The sequence below is a fragment of the Massilia oculi genome (assembly GCF_003143515.1).
Classification (GTDB): Bacteria; Pseudomonadota; Gammaproteobacteria; order Burkholderiales; family Burkholderiaceae_D; genus Telluria; species Telluria oculi.
On record NZ_CP029343.1, the window covers coordinates 3420432 to 3442759 of the forward strand.

Genomic DNA, 22328 nt, shown 5'->3' on the forward strand with positions numbered 1-22328 from the left:
CCTTCGCCGCAGTGCAAAATGAACGGGTTATAATGACCGGTTCCACATCCCACATTACGTCTGCAGAATCATGCAAGAAAAATATAGTCCAGCCGAAGTAGAACAAGCCGCCCAGGCCTACTGGAAATCGATCGACGCCTATAAGGCCGTCGAAAACGATCCGCGTTTCCCGAAAGGCAAGTATTACGCCTGCTCGATGCTGCCTTACCCATCGGGCAAGCTGCACATGGGTCACGTGCGCAACTATACGATCAACGACGTGATGTACCGCTACCTGCGGATGAACGGCTATAACGTCCTGATGCCGATGGGCTGGGACGCGTTCGGCATGCCGGCCGAAAACGCGGCGATGGCCAACAACGTGCCCCCTGCCGAATGGACGTATTCGAACATCGCCCACATGCGTGGCCAGATGGAATCGATGGGCCTGGCGATCGACTGGTCGCGCGAGATGACCGCGTGCAAACCGGACTACTACAAGTGGAACCAGTGGATGTTCCTCAAGATGCTCGAGAAAGGCATCATCTACCAGAAGACCGGCACCGTGAACTGGGACCCGGTCGACCAGACCGTGCTGGCCAACGAACAGGTCGTGGATGGCCGCGGCTGGCGTTCGGGCGCGCTGATCGAGAAGCGCGAGATCCCGATGTACTACGTGCGCATCACCGACTACGCCGACGAGCTGCTCGACCACGTCGACAACAAGCTGCCGGGCTGGCCGGAGCGCGTGCGCACCATGCAGGCCAACTGGATCGGCAAGTCGACCGGCGTGCGCTTCGCCTTCCCGCACAGCGTGAAGGACGACGACGGTGAGCCGATCAACGACGGCAAGCTGTACGTGTTCACCACCCGCGCCGACACCATCATGGGCGTGACCTTCTGCGCCGTGGCGCCGGAACACGCGCTGGCCCAGCACGCGGCCCGCAACAACCCGGCCCTGCAGGAATTCATCGCCGAGTGCAAGATGGGTTCCGTGATCGAAGCCGATATGGCGACGATGGAGAAGAAGGGCATGCCGACCGGCCTGTTCGTCACCCATCCGGTCACGCAAGAGCAGATCCCGGTCTGGGTCGGCAACTACGTCCTGATCACCTATGGCGACGGCGCCGTGATGGGCGTGCCGGCGCACGACGAGCGCGACTTCGGCTTCGCGAAGAAATACAACCTCCCGATCAAGCAGGTGGTGGCGGTCGAGGGCCAGGAATTCTCGCTGGAAGCCTGGCAGGAGTGGTACGGCGACAAGGAAAACGGCCGCACCATCAACTCGGGCAAGTACGATGGCCTTGACTACACCTCGGCCGTGAACGCGGTCGCGGGCGAACTGGCCGAACAGGGCCTGGGCGAAAAGAAAACCACCTTCCGCCTGCGCGACTGGGGTATCTCGCGCCAGCGCTACTGGGGCACCCCGATCCCGATGATCCACTGCGGCGAATGCGGTTCGGTGCCGGTCCCCGAAGCCGACCTGCCGGTCGTGCTGCCGGAGCACCTGGTCCCGGATGGCACCGGCAACCCGCTCAACAAGGACGAAGCGTTCTTGACATGCGACTGCCCGAAATGCGGCAAGCCGGCGCGCCGCGAGACCGACACGATGGACACCTTCATCGATTCGTCGTGGTACTACATGCGCTATACCTCGCCGGGTTCGAACGAGGCGATGGTCGACGCCCGCAACGATTACTGGATGCCGATGGACCAGTACATCGGCGGCATCGAGCACGCCGTCATGCACCTGCTGTACGCGCGCTTCTGGACCAAGGTGATGCGCGACTTCGGCCTGGTGAAGTTCGACGAGCCGTTCGTCAACCTGCTCACCCAGGGCATGGTGCTCAACGAGACCTATTACCGCGAGGACGAGACCAGCAAGAAGACCTGGTTCAACCCCGCCGACGTCGATCTGACCTTCGACGACAAGGGCCGCCCACAGAGCGCGATCCTGCGCGCCGACGGCCAGCCGGTCGAGATCGGCGGCACCGAGAAGATGTCGAAGTCGAAGAACAACGGCATCGACCCGCAAGCCCAGATCGAGCAGTACGGCGCCGACACCGCGCGCCTGTTCACGATGTTCGCCTCGCCGCCGGAACAGACGCTGGAATGGTCGAACAGCGGCGTCGAAGGCGCCAGCCGCTTCCTGCGTCGCGTGTGGGCCTTCGGTTATGCCCAGCGCGAACGCATTGCGGCATCGTTCAACGGTGAAGCGCAAGGCACGCTGAACGACGACCAGAAGACGCTGCGCCGCGAAGTGCACAAGGTGCTGCAGCAGGCCGACTACGACCTCAAGCGCATCCAGTACAACACCGTGGTCTCGGCCTGCATGAAGATGCTCAATACGCTGGAATCCGCGAAGCTGGACGACTCGGCGGCCTCGAACGCCATCATCGCCGAAGGCTTCTCGATCTTCCTGCGCCTGCTGAACCCGGTCGCGCCGCACATCACCCACGCGCTGTGGCAGGAGCTGGGCTTTGCCACCGCCCATGGCGACATCCTGAACGCAGCCTGGCCGCAGGTCGACCCGGCCGCGCTGGAGCAGTCCGAGATCGAGATGATGATCCAGGTGAACGGCAAGCTGCGCGGCTCGGTCAAGGTGCCGAAAGAGGCCGACAAGGCCGCCATCGAAGCCGCGGCGCTGGCTTCGGAAGCGGTGCAGAAGTTCATCGAAGGCACGCCGAAGAAGGTCATCGTGGTGCCGGGCAAACTCGTCAACATCGTCGTGTAAGGGTTCCGCATGATCAAATTCGTGTCGAGCAAGTTCCTGGTGCGTGCGCTGGCCGCATGCATGATGGCGGCGGTGCTCGCTGGCTGCGGCTTCCAGCTGCGCGGCAGCGACGGCCAGTACAACCTGCCGTTCCAGAGCATCTGGCTGTCGTTCAACGAGGCCTCGCCGTTGGGCACGGAGCTCAAGCGCAACCTGCGCGCGGGCGACACCGTGCGCATCGAGACCGACGCCTCCAAGGCCCAGGCCCTGTTCGACGTGATCAGCGAAACGCGCGGCAAATCGATCCTGTCGCTCAACAGCCTGGGCCGGGTGCGCGAGTACTCGCTCAGCTATACGCTGGTGTTCCAGGTACGCGACGCCAACAACCGCCAGTTGCTGGCGCCGACCGAGATCACCCTGCGCCGCAATATCGCCTTCGACGAATCGCAGGTGCTGGCCAAGGAATCGGAAGAAGCGCTGCTGTACCGCGACATGCAGTCCGACCTGGTGCAGCAGATCCTGCGCCGCCTGGCGGCGATCAAGCCGGCGTGAGGAAGTAAGCGACGATGCAGTTGCGGCTCGAGGCACTCGACGGCCATCTGGGCAAGGGACTGGCTCCCTTGTACGTGATCACCAGCGACGAGCACCTGCTCGCGCTGGAAGCGGCCGACCGGATCCGCAAGACGGCGCGCGCGCAAGGGTACACCGAGCGCGACGTGCTTACGGTCGAGCGCAGTTTCAAGTGGGGCGAGCTGCTGGCTGCCAACCAGGCGCTGTCGCTGTTCGGCGACAAGAAGCTGATCGAGCTGCGCATCCCGACCGGCAAACCCGGCAAGGACGGCAGCGCCGCGCTGCAGAGCTACGCGAAAGACCTCAGCCCCGACAACCTCACCCTGATCACCTTGCCGAAGCTGGACTGGCAGACCGCCAAGTCGTCGTGGGTGACGGCGCTGCAGCAGGCGGCGGTCTATATCGAGATCCCGAACGTCGAACGCGCCCACCTGCCTGGCTGGATCGGCCAGCGCCTGTCGAACCAGGGCCAGGGCGCCGAGCGCCAGAGCCTGGACTTCATCGCCGACCGGGTCGAGGGCAACCTGCTGGCGGCGCACCAGGAAATCCAGAAGCTGGGGCTGCTGTACGAACCGGGCAAGCTCAGTTTCGAGCAGGTTCACGACGCAGTGCTGAACGTGGCGCGCTACGACGTGTTCAAGCTGTCCGAGGCGATGCTGGGCGGCGACCCGGCGCGCCTGGCGCGCATGCTCGAAGGCCTGAAGGGCGAGGGCGAGGCGCTGCCGCTGGTATTGTGGGCGGTGTCCGAAGAGATCCGCACGCTGCTAAAATTAAAGACCGGCATGTCGCAGGGACGCCCGCTGGGCGCGCTGCTGAAGGAATACCGGATCTGGGGACCGCGCGAGCGGATGATGGAACCGGCGCTGCGCCGCGTGTCGCTTGGCACGCTCGAGGCGGCGCTGCAGGACGCGGCGCAGGTCGACCGCATGGTCAAGGGCTTGCGCGCGAAGGGCTTCGCGGGCGATGCGTGGGATGCGATGTTGCAGCTGGCGTTGAAGGTGGCGCGCTAGGGAAGCACTGCTTTATTCTGGCGGGAGAGAATCGGTCACGAAAAATGTGCCCGGCAAGGCGCAAACCGCAGCGATACCCCGTGGTATCGCGAGGATTTGCAACGCTGCAGGGTGCATTTTCTCGTGGCCGATTCCCCGCCATGAATAAAGCAGTGCTTCCCTAAGGCAGCCGCTCTCGATACGGATGTGCATCGCTCGGCGCGCCTGATCGATAACGCAACGGGAATCACGATGGACATCACCGCACACATGCACCAGCTGGGCCGCCAGGCCCGGGCCGCCTCGCGCGCCATGGCGCGCGCCAATACGGCCACCCGCAACCGCGCATTGGAACTGATCGCCGCCGCCATCGAGCGCGATGCCGACAGCCTGCGCGCCGCCAACCAGAAGGACCTGGAAATGGCGCAGGCCGCCGGCCTGGCCCCTGCCTTGATGGACCGCCTGGCGCTGTCGGACGGCGCGATCGCCACCATGGTCGCCGGCCTGCGCCAGATCGCCACCTTGCCCGATCCGGTCGGCGAGATCTCGAACATGAAGGTGCGTCCGAGCGGCATCCAGGTCGGCCAGATGCGCGTGCCGCTGGGCGTGATCGGCATCATCTACGAGGCGCGCCCGAACGTGACGGTCGACGCGGCGGGCCTGTGCATCAAGAGCGGCAATGCCGCCATCCTGCGCGGCGGTTCGGAAGCGATCCACTGCAACCGCGCGCTGGCGACGCTCGTGGCCGAGGGCCTGGCGGGCGCCGGCCTGCCGCAGGATGCGGTGCAGGTGGTCGACACGACCGACCGCGCTGCCGTCGGCGCCCTGATCACGATGCCGGAGTACGTGGACGTGATCGTCCCGCGCGGCGGCAAGGGCCTGATCGCGCGCCTGATGAAGGAAAGCACGGTGCCGATGATCAAGCACCTGGACGGCATCTGCCACGTCTACATCGACGACAAGGCCGACGTCGAGAAGGCGCTGGCGGTCGCGTTCAACGCCAAATGCCACCGCTACGGCACCTGCAACACGATGGAAACCCTGCTGGTGGCGCGCGGGATCGCGCCCACCGTGCTGCCGCGCCTGGCCGCGCTGTATGCGACGAAGGAGGTCGAGCTGCGCGCCGACCCGGAGGCGCGTGAGATCCTGGCCGGCTATCCGCACCTGGCCGCCGCGCTAGAAGAAGACTGGGCGACCGAATACCTGGCTCCGATCCTGGCGGTCAAGGTGGTGGCCGACATGGATGAGGCGATCGACCACATCACCGCGTACTCGTCGAAGCACACCGAGGCCATCGTCACCGAGGACTACACGAGCGCCATGCGCTTCCTGCGCGAAGTAGACTCGGCCTCGGTGATGGTGAATGCCTCGACCCGCTTCGCCGACGGCTTCGAATACGGCCTGGGCGCCGAGATCGGCATCTCGAACGACAAGCTGCATGCGCGTGGGCCGGTCGGGCTGGAAGGACTCACGTCGCTCAAGTACGTCGTGTTCGGGCACGGCGAAGTTCGTCAATAACCATAACAAGGAACCGCATGTACCTCTGGATCAAAGCCCTGCACATCGTCTTCATCGCCTCGTGGTTCGCCGGCCTGTTCTACCTGCCGCGCATCTTCGTGAACCTGGCCCAGGAAACCAACCCGGCCGCGCTGGAACGCCTGCAGGGCATGGCGCGCCGCCTGTACCGCTTCACCACGATCCTGATGGTGCCGGCGCTGCTGCTCGGCCTGTGGCTGGCGATGATGATCGGCATGAAGCACGGCTGGCTGCACGCGAAGCTGGTGCTGGTGGTGCTGGCGATCGGCTACCATCACGCCTGTGGTTCGATCCTGAAAAAATTCGAGCGCGGCGTGAACACGCGCAGCCATACGTGGTTCCGCTGGTTCAACGAAGTGCCGGTGATCCTGCTGCTGGTGATCGTGATCCTGGCGACCGTCAAGCCGTTCTGACGTAGTATGCGCAGAGTGTGGCGGGCTTTCTCGCGCTACGCATGAACGTCATCCCCGCCCGCGCGGGGATGACGTCTTGAAGCAGGTGGCTTTAAATAATCAAACGGTCAGCCACTGACGTGGCTGACGCGTTGTCAACACAGTTTCATCAACGGACAAAGGGTACCCCTCATGGCCTCATATTTTTGCCCATGCCCGCGCGGCATGGAAGCGGCGCTGGCCGAAGAACTGGGCGAGATCGCCCGACTCTCCACCACCTTCAAGGTGCACAACCAGGTGCCGGGCGGCGTGCACTGCTCGGGCACGATGCAGGACGCCTGGCTGGTCAACCTGCATTCGCGGATCGCCTCGCGCGTGCTGATGCGGATGGGCCAGCGCAGCTACAGCAACGAGAACGACATCTACGACCTGGTGCTCGAGCAGCCCTGGGAAGACTGGTTCGGCCCCGACCACACGATCCGCGTGGACGTCACCGCCGTCAAGTCGCCGCTCAAGAGCCTCGAATTCACCACGCTCAAGATCAAGGACGCGATCTGCGACCGCTTCCGCGACCAGTACAACAAGCGTCCCTCGGTCAACACGCGCGAGCCGGACATGCGCATCGTCGGCTTCCTCGACCAGCGCAACTTCATCATCTACCTCGACACCTCGGGCGAAGCGCTGTTCAAGCGCGGCTGGCGCGAAGAGACGGGCGACGCGCCGCTGCGCGAGAACCTGGCCGCGGGCCTGCTGCGCGTCTCGGGCTGGAAGCCGGGCGTGCCGCTGTTCGACCCTATGTGCGGCTCGGGCACGATCCTGGTCGAGGCGGCCCAGATGGTGCAGGGCATCCCGCCCGGCGCGCGCCGCCGCTTCGCCTTCGAACAGTTCGCCGACCACGACCGCCAGGCCTGGGCCGACATGAAGGCCGCGATCAAGCCGAACCCGCTGCCGAACGAGCCGACCATCTTCGGCTCCGACATCTCGGGCGATATGGTCGCCATGACGCGCCATAACCTGAAGGTGGCCGGCATCCTGTTCGAGGTGCCGCTCAAGCAGATCGAGGCCCAGCACGTGTCGGCGCCGACCGCGCAACCGGGCATCCTGCTCACCAACCCGCCGTACGGCGAACGGATCGGCGTGCGCGGCGACAGCACCGTGCCGCAGGACGAGATGGCGCTGGGCTTCTACTCGGCCTTTTCCACCACGCTCAAGCAGCGCTTCGCCGGCTGGACCGCCTACCTGTTCACCGCCGACCTGGGATTGCCCAAGATGCTGCGCCTGAAGGAATCGCGCAAGACGCCGTTCTTCAACGGCGCGCTCGAATGCCGCCTGTTCCGCTTCGACATGGTGGCCGGTTTCAACCGTCGCGAAGAAGCAAAACCAAAGCAGGACTGACCTGGACTGACGATGCTGCCGCCAACCGACCCGCCCGATCTTCCGAAGGACCCCGTCACCCCGGTTCCGCTCCCCACTCCCCACAAGATCGCGATGCTGTCGGCCGGCGGCCTGGCGACCCTGCTGGCGGCCCTGTCGATGCTGGGGCCGTTCTCGATCGACGCCTACCTGCCGGCCTTCCCGCAGATCCAGGCCGAGCTGGCGGCGACCCCGCTCGAGGTGCAGCAGACCCTGACCGCCTACATGCTGGCCTTCGCCGGCATGGTGCTGTGGCATGGCGCGCTGTCGGACGCCTTCGGGCGCCGCAACGTGATCCTGGTGGCGCTGGTGGTGTTCGCCGTCGCCACTTTCGGCTGCGCCTCGGCGTCCTCGGTGCATTACCTGTGGGTGTTCCGCATCATGCAGGGCGTGTCGGCGGGGGCCGGCGTGGTGGTGGGACGGGCCATCATCCGCGACCTGTATTCCGATACCGCGGCGGCGCGCCTGCTGTCGATGGTGACCATGATCTTCTCGATCGCGCCGGCCATCGCGCCGGTGGTGGGCGGCTGGATCGTGCTGTGGTTCGACTGGCGCGCGATCTTCCTGGCCCTGTGCCTGTACACCGTGCTGCTCGGCTGGTTCTGCTGGAAGCACCTGCCCGAGACCATCCCCGCACCGAAGCGCCAGCCGTTCAACCCGCGCTTCCTGGCCAAGAGCTATGGCGCCATCTTCAGCTCCTTCCTGTTCCACATGAAGGCCGGCGTGACCGCCCTGAACTTCGGCGGCCTGTTCCTGTACATCGCGGCGGCGCCGGTCATGCTGCCCGAAAGCCTGGGCCTGGGGCCGTCGCAATTCGCCTGGCTGTTCGTGCCGACCGTGAGCGGGATCTTCCTCGGCTCGCTGATGGCCAACCGCCTGGCCGGCAGGATGGACTTCGCGCGCCAGATCCGCATCGGCTACTTCTTCATGCTGGGGGCGGTGGCCTTCAACGTGACCTACCACGCGTTCCTGCCGCCGGCGCTGCCGTGGACGGTGGCGCCGATGTTCTTCTTCACCTTCGGCAGCTCGCTGATCGCGCCCGGCGCGACCCTGCTGGCGCTCGACCTGTTCCCGCACATCCGCGGCACCGTGGCCTCGTGCCAGTCCTTCGTCTCGACCCTGCTGGGCGCGATCGTGGCCGGCGTCGTCGCCCCGATGCTGTCGCACTCGGTGCTGGCGCTGGCCGTCGGCCAGATGTTCTTCGTGCTGGTCTCGCTGGCGTTCTGGGACACGGCGCGGCGCCACCGGCGCAAATTGCGTGCGCGGGGAGAACACGTCCCCTGAGTGCGAACCCGGCGCATGCCGGGTGTTTGTGCCTGAAATTCACGAAATTTTATGCAACAGTCGTATCGATGCAACAAGCATAAGTCTGCTTTTCCTCTGTCTTACAGTTAGAGCCAGCCTTCGGCAAGAGTTACTATTGAAACTATTGTTCCTGATCAGAAATGTATATATGCTACGATACGTTTTTTACATCCGGAGCAGAGGGCAATTCACGCGCCTGTTCCATTGACTGAAGTGCCAGATGTTGTGGCCGCCCCGGGTAGCGGGCAACGCCACCAACCCAATCTTCGACAAGTGGCGGCCGTGCTAGAAAACATGCACCAATCCGACCAGGACATTCGCAATCGTTTGCTGATTGCCCGTCTGCCGGCCATGCCGCAGATCCTGGTCAAGCTGATCGAGCACCTGCAGGCCGACGACCTCGGCATGCCGGAACTCGCCGCCCTGATCGCGAAGGATGCCGGCGTGACCGGCAAGCTGCTGGCGGTCGCCAACAGCTCCGCCTACCACCGCCACACGCGCAGCGCCGACCTCGAGCAATCGCTGGTGGCGCTCGGCACCGACATGATCAAGACCCTGGTCATCAGCGATTCGGTGTTCCAGACTTTCAACAGCTTTCCCCATTCGAACAGCACCGACCTGCGCGCGTTCTGGAAGCATTCGCTCAGCGCGGCGGTGCTGGCGCGCGACGTGGCGCGCGCGATCGACTACGCGCATCCCGAAGAAGCCTACCTGGCCGGCCTGCTGCACAACGTCGGCCGGCTGGCGCTGCTGGCCGCGGCGCCCAAGGAATACGGCTTCAACTTCACCGCGCGCGACGACGACGACCTGTGCGCGGTCGAGCAGCGCACCCTGCAGATCACCCACACCGAGGCCGGCGCCTGGCTGATCGAGCGCTGGCAGCTCGATTCCTTCCTGGCGGACGCGGTGCTCTACCACCACGAACCGAGCGAGCGGCTCGAGTCCAGCCATCCGCTGATCCGCATCGTGCGCCTGGCGCACGTGCTGTCCCATCATGCGGACGATGCGACGATGGTGAGCGAGGCCGGCGCGCTGTGCGGCGTCGACGCCGCGCAGGCGGCCCGGCTGGTCGAGAAGGCCGCGCGCCAGGTCGAGCAGGCCGCCGCCCACCTGGGCATCGACCTGGCGGGCGCCGACGACATCCCGAGGCCACCGGCCTACGCGCCGCCGCCGCCCGTCGATCCGGTGCAGCAGCGCCTGAACGAGGAAGTGCGCAATATGGTGCTGGTGTCCGAAGTCGGCCAGAGCCTGGCGCGCCAGCAGGGCGAGTCGGGCCTGCTGGACGCGATGACGCGCACCGCGCGCATCCTGTTCGATTTCGACAGCGCCGTGGTGCTGCTCGAGAACCCGACCGGCCAGCTGCTTGCCGGCGCCCCGACCTTCGGCGCGCAGCGCATCGCCGAGTTCACGTTGCCGCTGGCGAAAGGCGGCCCGGTTGCGCGCAGCGCGCTGGAACGCCGTCCGGCCTTCGTGCAGCGCGACCGCCAGCGGGATCAGCTGGGCCTGGCCGAGGAACAGCTGCTGCGCATGCTCGGCACCGACAGCCTGGTGGTGGTGCCGCTGGTCGCCGGTCCGCGCTGCCTGGGCGTGCTGGTCGGCGGCGTGCCGGGCTGGCAGCTGCCGCATTGCCAGCGCCGCGAGCGCTTCATGCAGGCCTTCGGCGCGCAGGCCGCGAGCGCGCTGGAAAACCTGCTGCTCGAGCGCGGCCACGCGCGGCGCCAGCTGGCCAGCGTGGCCGAGGAATTCCGCGACGCCTCGCGCCGCGTGATCCACGAAGTGAACAATCCGCTGGCGATCATCAAGAACTACCTCAGTGTCCTGGACGGCAAGCTGGCGCGCCAGGAGCCGGTGGGCGGCGAGCTGTCGATCCTGAACGAAGAGATCGACCGCGTCGGCCAGCTGATCGGCAGCCTGGCCGACCAGAGGACGCCGGACGCCGTTCCGCGTCCGCTCGATGCGGCCAAGGTGGTGGACGACGTGCTGCGCCTGTTCCGCGGCAGCGGTTACGTGCCGGCCACGACCCAGATCGTGGCGCGCATGGAAGGCGATGGCGCGATCGAGGGCGAACCCGACGTGCTCAAGCAGATCCTGGTGAATCTGATCAAGAACGCGGTCGAGGCCCTGGGCTCGCGCCCGGCGGGGCGGATCGAGATCGTCAACCGCGGCCACGTGAACCGCGAGCGCCGGGTCTACCTGGAACTCGTCGTCAGCGACAACGGCCCGGGCCTGTCGCGCGAGGTGCTGGCCAACCTGTTTTCTCCGGTCAGGAGCGCCAAGGACGGCGCCAACGCCGGCGCCAACCGCGGCCTGGGCCTGTCGATCGTCCACGGCTTGGTCAAGCAGCTGGACGGCCACATCGCCTGCCGCAGCGGCAGCGCCGGCACTTCCTTTGAAATCCTCTTGCCGGCGTGGTCCGGCGCCGGTGCGGCCCCCGCGCTGCCGGCGCGCGCCCTCGGTTCCGCTTAACCCTCACCATGCACGCGCATCCCGCCAACATGCTTCCCGGCGAACCCGCTCCCTTTTCCCAGACTCTCGAGACCGACAGCCAGCCGCGCCTGCTGCTGGTCGACGACGAGCCACGCCTGCTGTCCTCGCTGTACGAACTGCTTCAGGGGCGCGGCTACCGCCTGGTCACCGCGCCGTCGGGGACTGAAGCCCTGGCTCAGCTGTCTCGCCAGCACTTCGACCTCGTCCTGCTCGACCTGCGCCTGCCCGACATCGGCGGCCACGAGATCATGGACTTCATCAACCAGAAGGGGATCGACGCCGACGTCATCGTGATGAGCGGCGAGATCGGCATCGACGCCGCGATCGGCGCGCTCAAGCGCGGCGCCTACAGCTACCTGCGCAAGCCCTACAGCCGCGAGGAGCTGCTCTCCACCGTGAGCAATGCGCTGCAGCGGCGGCGCCTGACGCTGGATAACGCGCGCATCGCGAACCAGCTCGAGAACTCCGAGAAGATGTACCGCTACCTGGTGGACTCGTCGCCGGACATCATCTATACGCTGAACCACGAGGGCCGCTTCACTTTTGTGAACGACCGCGCCTACCAGCTGCTCGGCTACACCCGCGAGGAGCTGATCGGCCAGCATTACTCGATCCTGGTGCACGAGGAAGACCTGGAGCGCGCGCGCTATGTGTTCAACGAGCGCCGCGTCGACGAGCGCGCCTCGCGCAACGTCGAGCTGCGCCTCAAATGCCGCGGCGGAGGAAATGGTCTCGAGCGCCACGACCGCACCTTCAACACCACCCTGATGACGATCTCGCTCAACGCGATCGGCATGCACGTGCCGGACCAGGAAGTGAAGAAGCTCGAATTCTTCGGCACCTATGGCGTGGCGCGCGACATCACCGACCGCAAGCGCGCCGAAGAGGTCATCTCCTACCAGGCCTACCACGACATCCTGACCGACCTGCCGAACCGCATCCTGTTCAAGGACCGCCTCGGCCTGGCCGTGATCCAGGCCAAGCGCAAGCAGACCGAGCTCGCGGTGATGTTCATCGACCTCGATCGCTTCAAGCTGGTCAACGACACGCTGGGCCATGTGAAGGGCGACGAGTTGCTGCAGCAGGCTGCGGGACGTCTGAAGGAATGCCTGCGCAAGGGCGACACCCTGGCGCGCCAGGGCGGCGACGAATTCACGATCGTGCTGCCCGAGCTGCGCGACCGCGACGACGCGCGCATGGTGGCGGACAAATTCCTGGAGGTGCTGCAGGAGCCGTTCGACCTGGACGGCCACGAGGTGCACATCTCGGCCTCGATCGGCATCGCGATCTACCCGAAGGACGGCGAATCGATCGACGAGCTGCTGCGCCACGCCGACATCGCGATGTACCAGGTCAAGGCGCTGGGCAAGAACGGCCACAGCTTCTACCACGACTCGATGCTCGAAGTGTCGCACCAGAAGATCGCGCTGGAGCAGGCGCTGCGCCGCGCGCTCGAGCACGACGAGCTGGAGATGTTCTACCAGCCGCAGATCGACGCGATGAGCGGCCGCATCACCGGCGCCGAAGCCCTGATGCGCTGGAACCATCCAACGCGCGGGCGCCTGTCGGCCGGCGAGTTCCTGCCGTTCGCCGAAGAGAACGGCCTGATGCTGCCGATCTCGGACTGGATGATCGGCGCGCTGTGCCGCGACATGCTGAAGTGGAATGCGATCGGCGGCAGCGAGATCCGCCTGTCGCTGAACCTGTCGCCGCAATACCTGGACCGCGGCGACTTCTTCGAGAAGATGCGCGGCGCGCTGGCGCGCCACGGCATCTCGCCGCAGCAGATCGAGGTCGAGATCACCGAGAACATCTGCATCCGCAATCCGCAGTATGCGATCGAGCAGCTCAACAAGTTGTGCCAGCTGGGCGTGTCGATCGCCATCGACGACTTCGGCACCGGCTACTCGTCCTTGTCCTACCTGCACCGCTTCCCGATCCACACGGTCAAGATCGACCAGTCCTTCGTCAAGGAGATCCACCAGGAAGACGGCCACTATCCGGTGATCCTGGCGATCATCTCGATCGCGCGCGGCCTGGGCCTGAACCTGATCGCCGAAGGCGTCGAGACCGAGGAGCAGGCGCGCTACCTGCGCGCCAACGGCTGCCTGACGATGCAGGGCTATCTGTTCTATCGCCCGATTTCGCTGCAGGACTTCATGGCCGCGCTGCGCACCCAGTCGGGCGCCAGCCTGCGCGCGGTGCAGGCCTGACCGATCATGCTCGACACGTCACTCGTGTCCGGTGAGACGCCGACGTATAGCGCTCAGTTCTTGCGCGTAAAAGCGCAGGCCGAGCGCGGCATGGTCCAGGCCCAGCACAGCCTGGGCTTCATGTACGTCAACGGCCAGGGCGTGCCCAGGAACGACGAGCTGGCGGTGGTCTGGTACCGGATGGCCGCGACAAGCGGCCTGGCGCAGGCCCAGTACAACCTCGGCGTGATGTTCCAGAAGGGCCAGGGCGTGGAGCAGGATTTCGCCCAGGCGGCCCACTGGTACGGGCGCGCGGCCGACCAGGGTTACGCGCCGGCCCAGTACAACCTGGGCTGGCTGTATGCGAAGGGCCTCGGCGTGGCCAGCGACGTGGGCCGGGCGCTGCACTGGTTCAGCCAGGCGGCGGATCAGGGAGAGCCGGGCGCGCAGCACAACCTGGGCATGATGTTCGAGACCGGCAAGGGCGTAGCCCAGGACCAGGAAGCGGCGCTGCACTGGTACCGGCGCGCCGCCGAGCAGGGCTATGCGCGCTCGCAGTACAACCTGGGCCTGCGCTACGACGCCGGCCAGGGCGTGGCGCGCGACCCGCGCGAAGCGCTGGCCTGGATGCGCAAGGCGGCCGAGCAGGGCCATGCGCCCGCCCAGTTCAACCTCGGCCTGCGCTACGACAAGGGGCAGGACGTCGAGCAGGACAGCCGGCAGGCGATCCTGTGGTATGGACGCGCCGGCGAACAGGGGCATGCCAGCTCGCAGTTCAATCTGGCGCTCATTTACGACACCGGTCACGGCGTCCCGCGCGACGAAGCGCTGGCCCTGGCGTGGTACCGGCGCGCCGGAAACCAGGGCCATGCCGGGGCCCAGAACAGCCTTGGCATGCGCTATGAACACGGACAGGGCGTGGCGGTCGATGCGGCGCAGGCGGCCGCCTGGTACCGGCGCGCGGCCGAGCAGGGCCTGCCGGCGGCCCAGTACCAGCTGGGACAGCTCCTCGATGCCGGCAACGGGGTCGAGCAGGATCCGGCCCAGGCGACCGGGTGGTATCGCCAGGCGGCCGAGCAGGGGCACCTGCGCGCCCAGTTCGACCTGGGCCTGCGCTACGAGAGCGGCAGCGGCGTCGACCAGGACAGCGCGCAGGCCCTGGCCTGGTACCGGCGCGCGGCCGGCCAGGATTACGCACCGGCCCAGTACATGGTCGGCGCGCTGCTCGACCGCCTGGAGACCGGCGACCCGGTCGAGGCGACCGACTGGTTCCACAAGGCGGCCGACCACAGGCACGCGCTGGCGCAGTTCGAGCTGGGGCTGCGCTACGACTGCGGCAAGGGCGTGGAGCGCGACTACGAGGCGGCCCATTTCTGGTACCTGTGCGCCGCGCGCCAGGGCCATGCGCGGGCCCAGTTCAACCTGGGGGTGATGTATGCGGCGGGGCAGGGCGCCCAGCGCGACCTGGTCGAGGCCTACGCCTGGCTGCACCGGGCTGGCGCTGCCGGCGTGGCTCCGGCTTCTGCCTACCTGGGCAAGATCGCGGGCCAAATGGAAGCGCAACAGTTGTCCCAGGCAGAGCGCTTGATATCCGTTTAACGCACCGCATTTGAACCGCCGGCAGGCATGCATGGCTGGGCCAGCGCACCGTGTATGCAAGCACGCCGCGTTATACTGTATGTCCATACAGTCAAGCGCGCGCGATGGAACTCAACGACAAGCTCGAAATCCTGGCCGACGCGGCCAAGTACGACGCATCCTGCGCCAGCAGCGGTGCGCCCAAGCGCGGCTCCGAGGGCAAGGACGGCCTGGGCGCCACCACCGGCATGGGCATCTGTCACAGCTACACGCCGGACGGCCGCTGCGTCTCGCTGCTCAAGATCCTGCTCACCAATTTCTGCATCTACGACTGCCAGTACTGCATCAACCGGCGCACCTCGAACGTGCCGCGGGCGCGCTTCGCGGTCGACGAAGTCGTCAAGCTGACCCAGGATTTTTACCTGCGCAACTATATCGACGGCCTGTTCCTCAGCTCGGGCATCATCCAGTCGGCCGACTACACGATGGAGCAACTGGTGGCAGTCGCGCGCCAGCTGCGCGAGGTGCACCAGTTCCGCGGCTACATCCACCTCAAGACCATCCCCGACGCCGATCCACTGCTGATCCAGGAAGCCGGCCGCTGGGCCGACCGCCTGTCGGTGAACATCGAGCTGCCGACCCACGACAGCGTGACCCGCCTCGCGCCCGAAAAAAGCGTCCACACGATCAAGCTGGCGATGGGTTCCATTCGCCGCAAGCTGGACGAGAAGGCCGAAGAGCCGAAGGCGCCGGCCTTCGCGCCGGCCGGCCAGAGCACGCAGATGATCGTCGGCGCCGACGCCAGCGACGACCACACCATCCTGAACACGGCCGAGACGCTGTACGGCAGCTACAAGCTCAAGCGCGTGTACTACTCGGCCTTCAGCCCGATCCCGCAGAGCCCCGGCAGCGTGCCGCTGGCGCCGCCGCCGCTGCTGCGCGAGCACCGCCTGTACCAGGCGGACTTTCTGTTGCGCGGCTACGGCTTCACGGCCGGCGAACTGATGCCGCAGACGGGCAACCTGGCGCTGGACGTCGATCCCAAGCTGGCCTGGGCCTTGAGCAATCGCGAGCACTTCCCGATGGACCTGAACCGCGTCGACGCTTCCCTGATCCCGCGGATTCCCGGCATTGGCCTGCGCAACGCCAAGCGCATCGTCGAGTTGCGCCGCCTGCGTCGCATCCGCTGGGAAGATCTGTCGCGCCTGCGCTGCAGCCTCAAGAAGCTGGCGCCCTTCGTCGTCACCGCCGACTACAAGCCGGCGCAGGGCGCGACCAGTTCCGACCTGCTGCGCAAGCACATGGCCGATGCGCCGCAGCAGATGAACCTGTGGCCCGAATTGCAGGCGGCATGAACGCGAGTGCCGGCGCCGCCGCCCTCGCCGCGACCGCGGTGGAGAACGTGCGCGCGGGCCGGCCGCTGCTGGTGGACGGCTTCACCGCATGGCGCGCGGTGGCGCGCGAACTGCTGCGCGCCGGCGTGCCGCCCGAGGCGGTGACCTGGGGTGCGCCGGGCGCCGACCTGTTCTCGGGTGCGCCGGCATCCCAAGCCGCTGCGCATCATGGAGGCGACCTCCTGGCGACTCCGGCAGAACCGCAAGCGGGCGAACCGGAGCCTTCCAATGCAGCGACGCCAAGGCCGCCGAGGCCACAAGTTCCCCGCTCCCTGATGGAGATGTTGCAGACCGCCGCCTGCTACCGCGACCATGACCGCTGGGCCTTCCTGTACCGGGTGATCTGGCGCTGGCAGCAGGGCGAGCACGACGTGCAATCGCCCGCCGATCCGGACGGGCAGCGGCTGCACGCGATGGTCAAGGCGGTGCGGCGCGAGGTACACGATATGCACGCCTATATCCGATTCCGCGAACGGCCGATCGAGGCCGGCGCGCCCCATTTCGTGGCCTGGTTCGAACCCGCCCATGACGTCCTGCCGCAAGTCGCCGAGCATTTTGTGGCGCGCATGGGCAAGGTGAGCTGGATGATCGCCACGCCCGACGCCAGCGTGCTGTGGGACGGCGCCATCCTGCACCACACCGGTCCCCTGATGTCGAGCGCGGCCGATCTCGACGACGCCGGCGAGGCCTTGTGGCTGACCTATTACCGCAGCATCTTCAACCCGGCGCGCCTGAACACGCAGGTGATGAACAGCCACATCCCGTCACGCTTCTGGAAGAATCTGCCGGAAGGCGCGCTGGTGCCGTCGCTGGTGAGCCAGGCCGGCCTTGGCGCGCGCCGCATCGGCCAGGTCGAGGCCGTAGGAAGGCGCAGCGGCCGCACGATCTCGATCGAGGCCGAGCAGGCGCAGCCCGAGCGCCAGCAGCCGTCGAAGCTGGACGAGTGCCGGCGTTGCGACCTGTGGGAACACGCGACCCAGGCGGTGGGCGGCGAAGGACCAGAACATTCAAGAATCATGCTCGTCGGCGAACAGCCGGGCGACCAGGAAGACCTGGCCGGCCAGCCCTTCGTCGGCCCGGCCGGCAAGCTGCTCGACCGCGTGTTCGAACAGGCCGGCGTGGAGCGCAAGGGCGTCTACATCACCAACGCCGTCAAGCATTTCAAATGGGAGCCGCGCGGCAAGCGGCGCCTGCACAAGACGCCGGCGCAGAAGGAGATCGAGGCCTGCCACTACTGGCTCGAGAAGGAGATCGCCACCCGTAAACCCAAGGTCATCGTGGCGATGGGCGCGACCGCGCTCAAGTCGGTGCTGCAGACCGGCAGCGCGACGCTCAAGGACAAGCTGGGGCGGCCGGTGCGCCATGGCGACAGCTGGGTGGTGACGATCTACCACCCGTCGTACGTGCTGCGCGTGCCCGACGAAGCGTCCAAGCAGGAGGCGTTTTCGGTGATGGTCGAGGGCTTGAAGCTGGCGCAGGAATTATTGGACCGGCCCGACGTGCCGGAGCCGCCGGAAGGCTGACATATGCGCGATATGCGTTGCTCATGTAATTGAAACAGCCGTGTCACAGCGGGTTCGCCAGCGATGCCATTGGCGTAAGATCTGGCGATTCCCATCACCGGATCATTTCATGAACAAGCTCGCCGTACCCGCTTTCTGCATATGCATGCTGACCGCTCCCGCCTGGGCGCAATCGGAAGATGTGGCTGTCCCGGCGCAGGCCGCTGTTGGTGCGTTCGAGACCGCCGCCGAACCGGCGCCGGAGCAGATCCACGTCGTGGCCCAGCGTCCGGGACCGGGCATGTGGAAGGTAAGGAAGGGGGAGCATGTCTTGTGGGTGTTCGGCATGTACGGGCCGGTACCGAAGGACATGCAGTGGCGCTCGCAGGAAGTCGAGAACGTCATCATGAATTCGCAGGAATACCTGTCGGCGCCAAGCGCCTCTGCCAAGGCAGGCTTCTTCAAGTCGATCACGCTGTTGCCGAGCATGATCGGGGTGCGCAAGAATCCGGATGGCGCCACCTTGCGCGACGTGATGCCGGCTGAAGACTACGCGCGCTGGACCACGCTCAAGGCGAAATACCTGCCCGAGAACGACGACGTCGAGCGCGAGCGCCCGATCTTCGCGGCGGAAGTGTTGTCGAATGCCGCGCGCAAGCAGGCGGGCCTGATCGACAGCTACGCGGTGCGCAAGCCGCTGCTGGATCTGGTCAAGAAGGCGAAGCTGAAAGAGACCGCGTCGACCTTCCAGCTACCGATGGACAATGCGCGCACTGTGCTGAAGAACTTCAAGAAGTCGACCCTGGGCGACGCCGCCTGCCTGGCGCGGACGATGGCCACGCTGGAGCAGGACATCGAGGCCGCCAGCCGGCGCGCCAATGCCTGGGCCAAGGGCGACATGGATGAGATGCGCAAGCTGGACTTCGCCACGCGCGAAGAGGCCTGTTTCGGCGCACTGATGAACAGCGCGGCATTCGATGCCGAGCCCGAATTCAAGAACATGAAAGCGCGTGCGCAGGCGATGTGGGTCGCCTCGGCGGAGAAGGCGCTGGCGGCCAATGCCTCGACCTTCGCCGTGCTGAAGATCGAGGATATCTTCGATCCGCAAGGGGTGATCGCGGCGCTGGCGGCGAAGGGGTATGCGGTCGAGCAGCCGGATTGATCCGGGGCAGGCGGGGGAGGGGCGGAAAATTGTCAAACCGTCCCGAACACGCGTAGAATGCTGGCGACGCGGGTGTAGCTCAATGGTAGAGCAGAGGCTTCCCAAGCCTACGACGAGGGTTCGATCCCCTTCACCCGCTCCAATCAACTGGAAGTTGATATGGACGCAAGTCAGCACGATTGTGGTATTGCCTGCTGTCGAAGACGTGAGCAAATGTACTCACCGTGCTTTTCCTGCCCCGAACCGTTTTACTGACCAAATTTGTATCTGGCAGGCGTCACTTTCCCGTCGCCCGCGCCAGCAACACGTTAGCGACAGTGCCTGGCGTTGCCGCTAGACTCGCCATGGGTAGCGCCGATCGCGCCGCGAAGGCGCCGGTGGCGAGCCGTATCTCCATGCCATCGTGCAGTAAAGAAGTACTCGCATTGCGAAGGCAGGTCGCAAGCATCGCCGAACGCCATAGTTTCGTCGCCATGCCGAAGCGTGTGGTTTTGCATCACATCGACACGTTACCGGCGGTCGTCACGAACGTCCAGCGCCGGCTCGTTCCTCATGTTGACGCTGACGCACCCGCGGATGGCCTGGTTGTTGTAGAGCACGTCTCGATACCTTTGTCACACAGGCCGAAACATTGCTGCGCGATATGTATGCGTGGCATCCGCTCCAAACTGGTCGCTGGCCGGCCGCATCCTTCGCCCTTCGGGTGACGCCACCAGTGCCAGCCACAGCGTCACGGCCTTGATATCGGCCTGGAACCGGTCGCAGCGGGTTTGCTTTTCTTGTGCCCGAATCTGGCGTCGGAGAACGTGGTTTGCTTCGTGGAGGCTCAGCAGGAATCGAAGTGGTCTTTGTGACAGTTCGGATTGACGCGACGTGGACCGATGATTAAAGTGGCGCATCCTTAAAGTCAGGCCAGATCTTACTGCACGTTATTTTTGGTGAGTATCCAAACAGCGCTATTTGTTATCGTGTTAGTGGAATTGCCTCGTAAAGCGGTCAATGCAAATTCCCATTATATTCATGATGTTCTTAATCCACTGAAAAGGAATGATTGATGTTTATACCACGATTCAAAACTTTCTTGTTGCTCGCCACGATGAGTACCTTCGCCCTACCAGCACAGGCTACTACTGCACAGTTCCTTTCTCGCTTATACACTGAGGGATTAGGTCGTGCCCCCGATACTGCAGCATGGAAAGCAAATCCGTATTTTCTTACGACACCATCGAATTGCGCAACATTGAATTTTTCCGATCTGGCTAACAATATTTACACTTCTGCAGAGTATAATGCCCTCGGCTATACTAATAAAGAAAAAGTTTTGACTTTGTATCGTGGAATATTAAGCCGTGAGCCTGATAGCGGATCGATTCAGTACTATGCAAACTTACTTGATACAGGTGTCCGCATCACCGCGATAATCAGCGACTTCGTCAGCAGCAGCGAGTTCGTGAACCTTCGTAACACTAAAATTTGTTCATCGATCCCTGTAGGACAGAACACTCCATACACTTGGGGTCAGCACCCAGCAATGCCACTCGACTCCGGCACTGCGCCTATGACGTCTGCGGCCCTGCAAAACCTGATCAATGCCGCTAGCAATAGTTCGAATAAAGTAGTGAGCTTGCCTCAAGGCACAGTCGTTTATGCGAACCAGAGAATCGTTATTCCTGCTGGAGTCACGCTTACTACTGCGGGTAACATCGTTCGAGGTCAATATGCCAAAATGGCAAGAATTGTAAGAAGTGCAAATTTTTCTGACTCAACTATCGTTATGCAAGGCTCAACAAATACACAGCCAGGCGCGGTAATGGACCGAATTTGGGTTTCCGGACACCGTGATCACGTTGTAAATGGTACGACTATCAACTATGTACAGCCCGCGGCCAGCGTTCTTATTACGAGTGGAAATAACGCGAGAGTGAGCAATAGCCGCTTCGACACACCTATTGGTGGAACAAATATTGGAATCGACGGATCAGAGCCCACAGGCATCACCTGTAACAATATAAGTGTGAGTGGCAATCTGTTGACTGGATATACGAACACGCATTATGGCAATGCAACAACGCCGTATCCTTACAGTGATGGCATTACGTCAAAATGTGCGAAGACTTCAATTGAGAATAACACCATCATAGATGCCAGCGACGTGTCAATAATCTTGTTTTACACTGCCGGCCTGCAAACTGTTCAAGCAAGTAAGGTCACGGGAAACCTGATTATCTCTACGGGCATTCCAGCATTTGCTGCCCTTATGTACGAGCCTTATTTCTACGCAGGATCAACGCCGATTGTGCGCGACTTCACCGGCTCCTCGTTCTCTGGAAATACTTTTTTTGCAGCGGAAGGAACACGTTTCGAGCTGGGGATATCGGCGGGTCGCCGCCCTTGGAATAATCTGACGTCTTATATCAGTGGTGGAGAATTTTCTAATAATAGCAATGCAGGTATCTCTACAACCATGCAAGTCGGCATTGGTGTCGGCTACGCCATCAACACTTTGGTTAGCGGAAATGCCTTAAGCTACTCATCCTATACTGTATCTCAGACGTTAGACCCATATGCCAGGTGCCCGTCTAGGGCAGCAGTCGTAACAGACAATATCAGCGGAGTCACGATCACCGGAAACACGTCTCACGGCGTCGTGGCGCCGACGACACCCGGTAATCTAGCTTGCAATTTCTGATGTAACTCAGCACCCCTCACTGTTTGAATGAAGTCGGGGGTTACTTTGCCATGCTCGACAAATATCTGGTGGAGTTTGTCGAGCATTTCGTCGTCTGACCATTGCCGACGCCGCCGATTCCGTTCAACGCGCGCGTCCTCAAGCATCTGCCTCGATACGATCCCGCCGAAGGCGTCCTTCACCTTCACCCATAACGTCTACGCGTCCGCACGTTGGAGCTTTTTAGTCGCTGAGTGCTTCGATTGAATGCCAATGTACAGGCTTACTTATGGTTCTTAAGTAGCTGCTTGACATGGTAAGGCGAGCAGGTGGCCACAAAAATTGACCTCAGTCCGATGGCTACCGCCGCGGCGACTGTTTGCGAATGGGGCATGGAATCATGGCTGGCGGCGATATTTCTGTATGAGGCGGGTGCTGCATCGACGTG

The 22328-nt window shown here is 64.1% G+C and carries 14 protein-coding genes and 1 tRNA gene; all 15 read left to right on the plus strand.

The window, feature by feature from the left end:
- The first annotated feature begins 70 nt into the window (after window positions 1–70).
- The 15 genes from leuS (at window position 71) to DIR46_RS15710 (ending at window position 21901) form a co-directional block, all read left to right on the plus strand.
- Entirely contained in the window at window positions 71–2713 is a 2643-nt protein-coding gene (gene leuS, locus DIR46_RS15640) for a leucine--tRNA ligase (protein WP_109346047.1), read from the plus strand.
- A 9-nt stretch (window positions 2714–2722) separates the two neighbouring features.
- Window positions 2723–3244 (plus strand): LPS-assembly lipoprotein LptE, encoded by a 522-nt coding sequence (locus DIR46_RS15645; protein ID WP_205288984.1) that lies wholly within the window; start codon window positions 2723–2725, stop codon window positions 3242–3244.
- Between the two features lie 14 nt (window positions 3245–3258).
- Window positions 3259–4272: a DNA polymerase III subunit delta gene (gene holA, locus DIR46_RS15650; protein ID WP_109346048.1), complete on the plus strand. Its 1014-nt coding sequence runs from the start codon at window positions 3259–3261 to the stop codon at window positions 4270–4272.
- Window positions 4273–4503: 231 nt separating this feature from the next.
- On the plus strand, window positions 4504–5769 hold the full coding sequence (locus tag DIR46_RS15655; protein ID WP_109348044.1) for a glutamate-5-semialdehyde dehydrogenase: 1266 nt from the start codon (window positions 4504–4506) through the stop codon (window positions 5767–5769).
- Between the two features lie 17 nt (window positions 5770–5786).
- Window positions 5787–6200, plus strand: a complete 414-nt coding sequence (locus DIR46_RS15660) for a CopD family protein (protein ID WP_109346049.1) — start codon at window positions 5787–5789, stop codon at window positions 6198–6200.
- Between the two features lie 171 nt (window positions 6201–6371).
- Window positions 6372–7574 (plus strand): THUMP domain-containing class I SAM-dependent RNA methyltransferase, encoded by a 1203-nt coding sequence (locus DIR46_RS15665; RefSeq protein WP_379763162.1) that lies wholly within the window; start codon window positions 6372–6374, stop codon window positions 7572–7574.
- A 12-nt stretch (window positions 7575–7586) separates the two neighbouring features.
- Window positions 7587–8876: a multidrug effflux MFS transporter gene (locus DIR46_RS15670; RefSeq protein ID WP_109346051.1), complete on the plus strand. Its 1290-nt coding sequence runs from the start codon at window positions 7587–7589 to the stop codon at window positions 8874–8876.
- A 315-nt stretch (window positions 8877–9191) separates the two neighbouring features.
- Window positions 9192–11363, plus strand: a complete 2172-nt coding sequence (locus tag DIR46_RS15675; protein ID WP_109346052.1) for an HDOD domain-containing protein — start codon at window positions 9192–9194, stop codon at window positions 11361–11363.
- Window positions 11364–11371: 8 nt separating this feature from the next.
- Window positions 11372–13597: a GGDEF/EAL domain-containing response regulator gene (locus DIR46_RS15680; RefSeq protein ID WP_109346053.1), complete on the plus strand. Its 2226-nt coding sequence runs from the start codon at window positions 11372–11374 to the stop codon at window positions 13595–13597.
- A 6-nt stretch (window positions 13598–13603) separates the two neighbouring features.
- Window positions 13604–15175: a tetratricopeptide repeat protein gene (locus DIR46_RS15685; RefSeq protein WP_109346054.1), complete on the plus strand. Its 1572-nt coding sequence runs from the start codon at window positions 13604–13606 to the stop codon at window positions 15173–15175.
- A gap of 104 nt (window positions 15176–15279) precedes the next feature.
- A complete protein-coding gene (locus tag DIR46_RS15690) occupies window positions 15280–16509 on the plus strand; it encodes a putative DNA modification/repair radical SAM protein (RefSeq protein ID WP_109346055.1) in 1230 nt (409 codons plus the stop codon).
- Window positions 16506–18071 carry a UdgX family uracil-DNA binding protein gene (locus DIR46_RS15695; protein ID WP_109346056.1) on the plus strand — a complete coding sequence of 522 codons (1566 nt, stop codon included), beginning with the start codon at window positions 16506–16508 and terminating at the stop codon, window positions 18069–18071. The genes DIR46_RS15690 and DIR46_RS15695 overlap by 4 nt, the downstream gene beginning before the upstream one ends.
- Window positions 18072–18216: 145 nt before the next feature.
- Window positions 18217–19212, plus strand: a complete 996-nt coding sequence (locus DIR46_RS15700; RefSeq protein WP_229446271.1) for a TraB/GumN family protein — start codon at window positions 18217–18219, stop codon at window positions 19210–19212.
- Between the two features lie 68 nt (window positions 19213–19280).
- Window positions 19281–19354, plus strand: a tRNA-Gly gene (locus DIR46_RS15705).
- A 912-nt stretch (window positions 19355–20266) separates the two neighbouring features.
- Window positions 20267–21901 carry a DUF4214 domain-containing protein gene (locus DIR46_RS15710; RefSeq protein ID WP_109346058.1) on the plus strand — a complete coding sequence of 545 codons (1635 nt, stop codon included), beginning with the start codon at window positions 20267–20269 and terminating at the stop codon, window positions 21899–21901.
- Window positions 21902–22328 lie beyond the last annotated feature (427 nt).

Excerpts from the sequence above, each read along its gene's own strand:
- leuS (WP_109346047.1), top strand. The coding sequence starts at position 71 with ATGCAAGAAAAATATAGTCCAGCCGAAGTAGAACAAGCCGCCCAGGCC.
- DIR46_RS15645 (WP_205288984.1), top strand. The coding sequence starts at position 2,723 with ATGATCAAATTCGTGTCGAGCAAGTTCCTGGTGCGTGCGCTGGCCGCA.
- holA (WP_109346048.1), top strand. The coding sequence starts at position 3,259 with ATGCAGTTGCGGCTCGAGGCACTCGACGGCCATCTGGGCAAGGGACTG.
- DIR46_RS15655 (WP_109348044.1), top strand. The coding sequence starts at position 4,504 with ATGGACATCACCGCACACATGCACCAGCTGGGCCGCCAGGCCCGGGCC.
- DIR46_RS15660 (WP_109346049.1), top strand. The coding sequence starts at position 5,787 with ATGTACCTCTGGATCAAAGCCCTGCACATCGTCTTCATCGCCTCGTGG.
- DIR46_RS15665 (WP_379763162.1), top strand. The coding sequence starts at position 6,372 with ATGGCCTCATATTTTTGCCCATGCCCGCGCGGCATGGAAGCGGCGCTG.
- DIR46_RS15670 (WP_109346051.1), top strand. The coding sequence starts at position 7,587 with ATGCTGCCGCCAACCGACCCGCCCGATCTTCCGAAGGACCCCGTCACC.
- DIR46_RS15675 (WP_109346052.1), top strand. The coding sequence starts at position 9,192 with ATGCACCAATCCGACCAGGACATTCGCAATCGTTTGCTGATTGCCCGT.
- DIR46_RS15680 (WP_109346053.1), top strand. The coding sequence starts at position 11,372 with ATGCACGCGCATCCCGCCAACATGCTTCCCGGCGAACCCGCTCCCTTT.
- DIR46_RS15685 (WP_109346054.1), top strand. The coding sequence starts at position 13,604 with ATGCTCGACACGTCACTCGTGTCCGGTGAGACGCCGACGTATAGCGCT.
- DIR46_RS15690 (WP_109346055.1), top strand. The coding sequence starts at position 15,280 with ATGGAACTCAACGACAAGCTCGAAATCCTGGCCGACGCGGCCAAGTAC.
- DIR46_RS15695 (WP_109346056.1), top strand. The coding sequence starts at position 16,506 with ATGAACGCGAGTGCCGGCGCCGCCGCCCTCGCCGCGACCGCGGTGGAG.
- DIR46_RS15700 (WP_229446271.1), top strand. The coding sequence starts at position 18,217 with ATGCTGACCGCTCCCGCCTGGGCGCAATCGGAAGATGTGGCTGTCCCG.
- DIR46_RS15710 (WP_109346058.1), top strand. The coding sequence starts at position 20,267 with ATGTTTATACCACGATTCAAAACTTTCTTGTTGCTCGCCACGATGAGT.